Here is a 7,495-nt window from a genome sequence, read left to right as displayed (position 1 = left end):
GTAGCTCAGTTGGTAGAGCGTCTGTTTGAAGAGCAGAAAGTCACTGGTTCAATTCCAGTCTGGGGGGCTGATGGGAAGTAGGCAAATAGGCAAAGCCATCGCACTTTGAATGCGAAGTTTGGGGGTTCGATTCCCTCCTTCCCAGCCACAACAAACTCCTGTAGCCCAATTGGAAGAGGCGACAGACTTAAAATCTGTTCATGTATGGGTTCGACTCCCATCAGGAGTACCAAATACCTGCCCTTGTGACGGAACTGGAATACGTGCTGGTCTTAGAAACCAGATCTTGTGGGTTCGACTCCCACCGAGGGTACTGACTTTTGAATTACATCCCAATAAACCCCTGTAACCCAATTGGAAGAGGTGTCGTTCTCAAAAAACGATTGTTGCTGGTTCGAGTCCAGTCAGGGGTATTGTATCTAACCAAAATAGATACGAATATGGTGTCCGAAGTCGAAGTGGTGGAGATGCTTGTTTGTGAAGCAAGTGATTAGCGGGTTCAACTCCCGTCGGACACCCTTTGGAAGTTGCCGCTAAATGGATGGCAAGCGGTCTTGAAAACCGTGGTACGGCAGAGAATGTCGTAGGGGTTCGATTCCTCCAACTTCCGTCATACAGATTAATTCAAACCCAGTTGCTCGTGTAGTGACTGGGTTTTTTGTTGTGTGTACGATCGCGAAGCGTTATCGGTTGGCATCGCCACTCTACGATAAGATAAACTCACAAGCGCGATGCCTACGGCACAGCTATCGCCAATCGCAATAATTAAAATGCCTGTAGATCCTAGTCTTTACCCCGATAATTGGCACAGCCTAGCATTGAAAGTAAAAGAAGCTGCTGAGTGGCAATGTCAGTGCTGCGGGAAAAAATGTTACCAGCCAGGAGAAAAACCAGAGGGTTTAACCCGTTCTGAGTGGACGGCTGACATTCTACAGGTGCATCATCGCAACCATGACCAGAGCGATAATCGATTGTCTAATTTGATGTCTGTCTGTGCTGCTTGCCATCTAGGTTTACATCGGAGTCGGTATAGTCCAGTAAGCGAAGGTCAGTTATCTTTATGGTGATGAAATGGCGATCGCGGTTGTTCGCCATCGTCGTTCTAGATAAATAATCCAACATCAACCGAGAAAAATTCAGCTAAAGCTTTTGCCTGGGCTTTGCTAATACTGCGTTTACCATTAACTACTTCTGAGACAACTCCTCTCGAACCAATTACGCCAACTAAGTTTTCTTGTTTGATACCACCTGCATCCATTAAATGTAGCAACATCGAATGAGGCGTACCTTTAGGAATGGGATATTGTTCGTCCTCAAATTTTTCAATCAGAGTAACTAACAATTCAAGGATCGTATCTTCTCCAGGGGTGCGATTAACCCTGTGTTCTAATTCGGAAGCACTCGCTATAGCGCGATCGTTTTCTGCTTCAGTTTCGATGACTTTAGGTTGATATTTGGCTAGTAATTGGGCGTAGTCTGAGGGATTAGTAGTAAGGGTCATTTTTCCATTTATCCTTATCGTATTCTGCGTGAGTTAAAACGTATTTGATATAAATTCGTTGATTGGGGTAAATAAGATCGACAATTAAACGATAGCGATTGCCTTTGATATTGAAGACGGTAAAGTTGCCAACAGCTTCAGCACTTTTATAGGTGGCTTGAACTTCAGTCAAATTTTTCCATTGTGCTTTACTGGCTACTCTGTACCAGTCATATAGTGCATCACAGGCATCTGCATGGGATTGACAGTAATCGCGGAGAATTTTTCGGCTAATGACGCGCACATTTATTAATAATCTAAAATTCTTTCTCTATATTCTCAAAATGAGAATACAATGTCAATATTGTTTTGTATACAGCTAATAGTCGTGTACCACATAGGATACATTTGATAGAGAGCAAAGATTAAAAGAGCATCAAAAATATGAACGATAATCCTTACACTGGCTCTAGCTTTGATGATTTCCTCGAAGAAGAAGGACTATACGAGGAATGTAGCGCGATCGCCATTAAGCGAGTCCAGGCTCGTCAGTTAGAGGAAGAGATGAAACGGCTAAACCTAACTAAAACCGAGATGGCGAAGCAAATGCAGACCTCCAGGGATCATATTAAATTAGGTAAAAGATGGGGCGATGTAAAAATAACCGATTATTAGAGGATAATGAAGTCTAACAAAACTGCTTATATTGTTACAGGTTTTTCAATACCTCTGTATTAATGGTTATTCAGAACAAAGTTACTAATGCTTCCTGCGATCGCGAATTAATTTTGATTTGGTTGGGTGGAAAATCTGAGACGACCCAAATAAGTTACAACAGCACCGTTACTAAGTTCGTTGAGTTTATTGATAAACCATTGTCTGAGGTTAAGTTAGAGGATTTGCAGCTATGGGAGCGAGGATTAAAGGCTCGATTTCAGCTTACCACCGTGGCGAACAAAGTTTTAGTAATCAAGTCTCTGTTTAGCTTTGCAGTTAAGACTGGGTATTTAACTTTGAATGTGGGCAGCTTCTTGAAGACTCCCAAAGCCAAGGAGAATCTAGCGGATAGGATTTTAGATGTATCTCAGGTGCAAGGATTGATTAAGTATGGAGTTAAAAACGAGCGCGATCGCTTGATGTTGTTATTGATGTACGGCTGTGGCTTGAGAGTGTCGGAGGTTGTGGGGCTAACTTGGAACGATTTAAAGCCTCATAACTCAGGTGAGGGTAAGTGTACCGTCTTTGGTAAGGGTTCTAAAACTAGAGTAGTAATTATTCCCGATTGGCTTTGGGTGAGACTGAAGGAGTTTGAGAAATACCATCGAGTCAATCAGTATGTCTTCATTTCACGCCATCATAATAAGATGAATCGATCTGTAGTCCATCAGATGATAAAAAGAGCCTGTAAGCGGGCGGGTATCGATGAAAGGGCATCAGCGCATTGGTTACGTCATAGTCATGCCAGTCATAGCTTAGAAGCTGGATGTAATTTGAGGCTGTTGCAGCAGAGCCTTGGTCATGCCAGCGTGACTACTACCGAGAGGTATCTGCACATATCTCCTGATGCTGGGAGTAGTCAGTTTATTGATTTTTAGACGACTTGGGTAAAGAGATCGCTATCTTTACGGCGATATTATATTGGTAGTGAAAAAAGGATCTCGACCAGTTGCAGTTGTGCAAACATACAACTTTTGTGGTATATTTATTTTAGAGGTAAACCCTCGTGTCGTGCCTTTAGTGCTTCCTTTCATCGACTGGCTTCGAGCTTTAGGACTCTGACGATACAGGTTCTCAATCATTTTAATAACCAAAATATTCCAAATTGGCTTTCACCTGTTGTTGAAAACAATCTAGCCATTGGCTGTCTTGTTTTTCAGCTTTTCGTTGCAATCCCCAGCAAAACAAGTCAACTGCCTGTAAACATGAGTCATTCTGTGAAATTTCGTGGTGGATTGAAATCTTAGTTTCCGAGCCAAATTGCTGCTGTAACTGTGATTTGATGTACTGATCGAAATCAGCTCGTTCGCTTTTATTCTTACATTTATCAACGACAAAATTAATGCTGTTGATATTTCCGTTGCAGGGTATTTTAGCGACAATTTTTTTGGTCAGGTAATTATACAGCTTTTTTTTGCCTGTAGCGGTTGATAGCTCTTGATACACATTGGCTTTTGTCACTGTTATCGAATAAATACTCCATCCGTTATGTGGCATCTTCTCATAAAAATACTTTTTTACTTCTGGTGATGTTCCTGTACCTTTTAATTCTTGTACACGACGTTTTTTAGCTTTGTGGTTAATCTTTTTGTCTAAAGTCCTTTTAACCGCTTTTTTGATTTGGTCTTGAGTACTTTTATCTTCACAAACTAGCAGAGTGATAGTGAAGTATAAGGAATTTTTTTTGTTCGGGTCAAAACCAAGATCTCCAGATTCATCTAGAAAAATAAACATTAACGATTAATAGCTTGAAAAAAGTATTTAAACCTTTCCATTCTGCACTAATTTTAAGGCAATTAATTCGTGTTACAAAACGCGAATTAAAAACATTTTACTTTCCATCCCTAATATCCAAAGTCACCTCAACATTAATACTGCGCTCATTCTGTCCGAGTATCTTCACCCGTCTTACTTTTCCCCGATAGGGAGAATAAACGCTAGTCAATTGCTCTAGTTCCTCATCAACCTTATCTAACTGAGTCTGTAGCGAGATAATTTGCTCCTGCTGTTTCTGCATCAGAGTTTGATAGTCAGATACTTTTAGGCTGTGTTCGTACTGCTGTTTTTGATAGTTAAGTTTAGCTTCATCCAGAGATGCGATCGCTTTCTCGACATTAATTGATGCTGCTAGTTCCTGGCGTTTAAGTTCTGCTAGCTGCTGCACTTTCTCCGACTCGAATACTTGAACGTGCCAAGAGTCTTTATGGTGAAACTTTTGGTCAAAGTTATTTATCTGCTGAACAATGGCATCAAGATTAAATTGAGCCTGTTTGAGTGTTACTAGCTCTGTCTGAAACTTTGGTTTTGGTATTGCTTTTAGTTCTCTCAGGGGCAATTTAGCACGGTTAAGAGAGGCTGCTAATCGCTGCTTTTTGGCTTCTAGCTTAGTTTTTTCGGTAGTGCGATCGCTGATAATATCTCCTACATTAATTCTTTGTCCTTCTTCTACCTTCAAGTCTGACAGTTGGTTTAAAACTAGGGTGATGGTGTGACGATTGCGTTTATAGGTGGTTTGCTCTTGGGTGACTGTTGAATTTGCCTGTAGATCGGTATTGTTGGCATTGAGAAAAGCATAAGCCCCAATGCCTAAGAGTAAGTAGCCCAATAGTTTATAAGTTTTCTTCATCACAGTTCGCCAAGTTTGGTTATCTGTTTCTGTCTTAGTCTATTGGGTGGGTTTTGGGTGTAATTTGGGTTCTAATTAAAATTAATTCTAATCTATGAAAATTTCAATTTTAAATGAGATTTATTTGGCTTTGCTTTGTGTTTGTTTTCCTTTAAACGTTTAAACTCTTTATCAAGACCCTTAATAACGTAAATTTCACCTAATAGCTCTCGCAGAAGTTCTTTTGCCTCTGCTTTATCATTTAAAGAAATTCTGTAATGCTCTTCTAAAATTACATCTAATCCTTCAAACAATATCTTTTGACATAGTTTATCAATTGCTGTCATCGAAAATTCTTTGGATGACTTACCATGATAAGTATTTTTAATACCTCCTACTATCAGCTTACTCAAGTAGCTCGAACAGTCACCAAAGTATTTTGTTTCGGTAAACAATTCAAGCTTTTTAAATATATAAGCTAGCTCTTTTCCTGCAACGAAAAATGAAAGTTCTTCAAGAAAAACTTTAGAACCATCTTTTCCATCCTCAGAAGCTTGTGCTGCTTTTATAAGTGCTTTTACAAGTTTCCATTTATATTTAACAATCAATTTAAGTAATATCTCAATAAACTCCGCCTCAAATCCTCCTGGTGGGGGTGGAGGTGGAGGTGGAGGTGGACTACCAGAAGCACTAGCTGCAACTGCAACAGAGTATTGAAAATCATTATCAGATTTTTGAACAGCCTCATAAACCGCTTTACCAACAAGAACAGCACTAACTACGCCACCAGCGACCAGGACATATGGGCTACTTAAAAACGCGATTGTTCCAGCAGCAGCACTACCAAAAACGCCAGAAATTCCTCCAGCAGCAGACCACTTAATCAGTAAAGGTTTTAAAGACTCGCGCAAAAAGCTTTTGGCAGCAGCTTCTACAGCTATAGTACCAATACTGGCAGAAGTACCAGCCCCTACTGCTATTGGCGAAACGACAATAATTTCATTACCAATTAATAGGGCAGTAATCATTCCAGAAGAAATTACCATAGTTCTGAACTTTCCTCTTTGATTAATTTTTTTACAATATCAATTCCTTCAAAAAGAGTTTGTGCAGACATCTGACTAACAATTTTAGAAAAACCGATATTTCATTTACCCATATTTTGAAACTCGTTAGTATTAAAATGATGACAGTTGTTGGTTTGTCATAAATCAAATGTTTATCAACTTCACTTCTACCGTCCCAACTGCATACTGTTCCTTCAAAAGTGCGATCGCTCGTCCAATAGCCTTTAATCTCAGCATAGACATTATTAGTACTTGCGTTTTCATTATAAATTCTGACAATGCCATCTCTTAAGCCTAGATTCTGACTAACCTTAGTGGTTATGCCTCCGCCATTAGCTAAATGAAAACCTAAAGTTAGTAGGCTGCGTGTGTTATCGCCATCATCGGCGGTAAAGAGTAGAGTTACTTTACCAGTTTGGGTTTTGAGAGGGAGATCGTCAGTTATCTAAAACACAGGTTATAAATGATTGGATATTAAAACACTATTAATTTGTAAATTATAGATAATGACTGAAACATCAGCCGAAATCGTACTAATACCATCTGGTAATGAATCCTCGCAAATTGAAACTTCTATTGCTGCATTTAGTAAACCTATTGCAGATCTTCTGACACATATAGGACTTCCAACTGAAAACATTCTCTCCCCGATTGCAGAAAGGGAAACAGTTATCTTTTCTTTAGAAAAAACTCTAAGAATTCTTCCAATAGAAGAGAAAAGAAAAGCAGAGTATTTGTCAAAATTTACTGTTTCTATAACAGTTGGTTTGTTTGATGGCGCATTAAATTTTTTATGGAACGAAACAATAAATGCTTTGAACAGACTAGTAGTTAATTTTGATTTGCAGTACTTTTACACTGTAGCTAGCAGTATATCTTCAAAATACAAAAATCTAAACAAAGAAGAAGAATTAGAGGCTATATCACCTCATGATTTATTGGAAATATGCCGAAGAATTGGCTTAATTACTGATATCAGCCACAGAAAACTTGAATATATTAACTACTTAAGAAATCATTCAAGTGCTGCTCATCCAAATGAAAATGAACTTTCTGGAATAGAAATGCTTTCATTTTTAGAAAATTGTCTTAAATATGCAATTATCACCAAGCCAGATCATTCAGCAATAGAACTCAAACAACTACTAGAAAATATTAGAATCAATGAAATACCAAATCAAGATTTTCCTACAATCGGTATGGCTTTCTCAAAACAACCACAAGAAAGAATCAATGACTTTTTACTTTCCATTTTTGGAATTTACTGTGATTCTAGACAGGAACATAAAGTTAGAAATAATATAGAAAGTCTTATCACTTATGTATGGAATTATTCATCAGAAGATATAAAATATCAACTTGGTAGCAAGTTTGGACTGTACAGAAACAATGGTGATGTTTACAGAAAAAATGCTACTCAAAAAATATTAGAGCTAGTTAATGGACTTCAATATAAAGATGAGGATAGTTTAGCAGCAGAACTTATTGAAAAATTACAAGATTTAAGAACCGTACACTTTGAATACAATAATTTTTATAATGAATATTCTCATGCAAAATCGCTAGCCAATTCAATTCCCAAAAGTGCCATACCTAAATCAGCGCGAAAGTTATTCGTTAAAATAA

The 7,495-nt window shown here is 38.4% G+C and carries 9 protein-coding genes and 6 tRNA genes; 10 read left to right on the top strand and 5 right to left on the bottom strand.

The genetic code is table 11. From position 1 onward, the window contains the following. Positions 1–71: 71 nt before the first annotated feature. The 7 genes from H1P_RS34440 to H1P_RS34420 all read left to right on the top strand — a co-directional run bounded on the left by H1P_RS34440 (position 72) and on the right by H1P_RS34420 (position 1,067). Positions 72–148: transfer RNA gene (locus H1P_RS34440), tRNA-Gln, on the top strand. 6 nt (positions 149–154) lie between these two features. Then, positions 155–232: transfer RNA gene (locus tag H1P_RS34435), tRNA-Leu, on the top strand. A 7-nt stretch (positions 233–239) separates the two neighbouring features. Beyond that, positions 240–313, top strand: a tRNA-Leu gene (locus tag H1P_RS34430). A gap of 26 nt (positions 314–339) precedes the next feature. Continuing rightward, a tRNA-Leu gene (locus H1P_RS34425) sits at positions 340–413 on the top strand. A gap of 30 nt (positions 414–443) precedes the next feature. After that, positions 444–518 (top strand) — tRNA-His (locus tag H1P_RS37105). Positions 519–522: 4 nt separating this feature from the next. Then, positions 523–610: transfer RNA gene (locus tag H1P_RS37100), tRNA-Ser, on the top strand. Positions 611–770: 160 nt separating this feature from the next. Next, on the top strand, positions 771–1,067 hold the full coding sequence (locus H1P_RS34420) for an HNH endonuclease (RefSeq protein ID WP_144876139.1): 297 nt from the start codon (positions 771–773) through the stop codon (positions 1,065–1,067). Positions 1,068–1,102: 35 nt separating this feature from the next. On the opposite strand, the gene H1P_RS34415 is transcribed toward H1P_RS34420, so the two are convergent. Beyond that, positions 1,103–1,501, bottom strand: a complete 399-nt coding sequence (locus H1P_RS34415; RefSeq protein WP_144876137.1) for a helix-turn-helix domain-containing protein — start codon at positions 1,499–1,501, stop codon at positions 1,103–1,105. Continuing rightward, positions 1,485–1,784 (bottom strand): type II toxin-antitoxin system HigB family toxin, encoded by a 300-nt coding sequence (locus tag H1P_RS34410; RefSeq protein WP_144876135.1) that lies wholly within the window; start codon positions 1,782–1,784, stop codon positions 1,485–1,487. The genes H1P_RS34415 and H1P_RS34410 overlap by 17 nt, the downstream gene beginning before the upstream one ends. A 140-nt stretch (positions 1,785–1,924) precedes the next feature. Between H1P_RS34410 and H1P_RS34405 the strand changes: the two genes are divergently transcribed. Both H1P_RS34405 and H1P_RS34400 read left to right on the top strand, forming a co-directional pair. Continuing rightward, on the top strand, positions 1,925–2,155 hold the full coding sequence (locus H1P_RS34405) for a hypothetical protein (protein ID WP_144876133.1): 231 nt from the start codon (positions 1,925–1,927) through the stop codon (positions 2,153–2,155). Between the two features lie 62 nt (positions 2,156–2,217). Then, entirely contained in the window at positions 2,218–3,075 is an 858-nt protein-coding gene (locus H1P_RS34400) for a tyrosine-type recombinase/integrase (protein WP_144876131.1), read from the top strand. Between the two features lie 205 nt (positions 3,076–3,280). On the opposite strand, the gene H1P_RS34395 is transcribed toward H1P_RS34400, so the two are convergent. From H1P_RS34395 to H1P_RS34385, 3 genes are all read right to left on the bottom strand, one after another. Further along, positions 3,281–3,931 carry a DUF3800 domain-containing protein gene (locus tag H1P_RS34395; protein ID WP_144876129.1) on the bottom strand — a complete coding sequence of 217 codons (651 nt, stop codon included), beginning with the start codon at positions 3,929–3,931 and terminating at the stop codon, positions 3,281–3,283. A 97-nt stretch (positions 3,932–4,028) separates the two neighbouring features. Continuing rightward, on the bottom strand, positions 4,029–4,823 hold the full coding sequence (locus tag H1P_RS34390; protein ID WP_144876126.1) for an HlyD family secretion protein: 795 nt from the start codon (positions 4,821–4,823) through the stop codon (positions 4,029–4,031). A gap of 92 nt (positions 4,824–4,915) precedes the next feature. Then, a complete protein-coding gene (locus tag H1P_RS34385) occupies positions 4,916–5,848 on the bottom strand; it encodes a hypothetical protein (RefSeq protein WP_144876124.1) in 933 nt (310 codons plus the stop codon). A gap of 527 nt (positions 5,849–6,375) precedes the next feature. On the opposite strand from H1P_RS34385, the gene H1P_RS34375 reads away from it, so the two are divergent. Next, positions 6,376–7,495: hypothetical protein (locus H1P_RS34375; RefSeq protein ID WP_144876123.1), on the top strand; the 1,120-nt coding region annotated here is incomplete at its 3' end.

The sequence above is a fragment of the Hyella patelloides LEGE 07179 genome (assembly GCF_900659865.1).
GTDB classification, from domain to species: domain Bacteria; phylum Cyanobacteriota; class Cyanobacteriia; order Cyanobacteriales; family Xenococcaceae; genus Hyella; species Hyella patelloides.
This window is presented reverse-complemented; position numbering and strand designations above follow the sequence as displayed.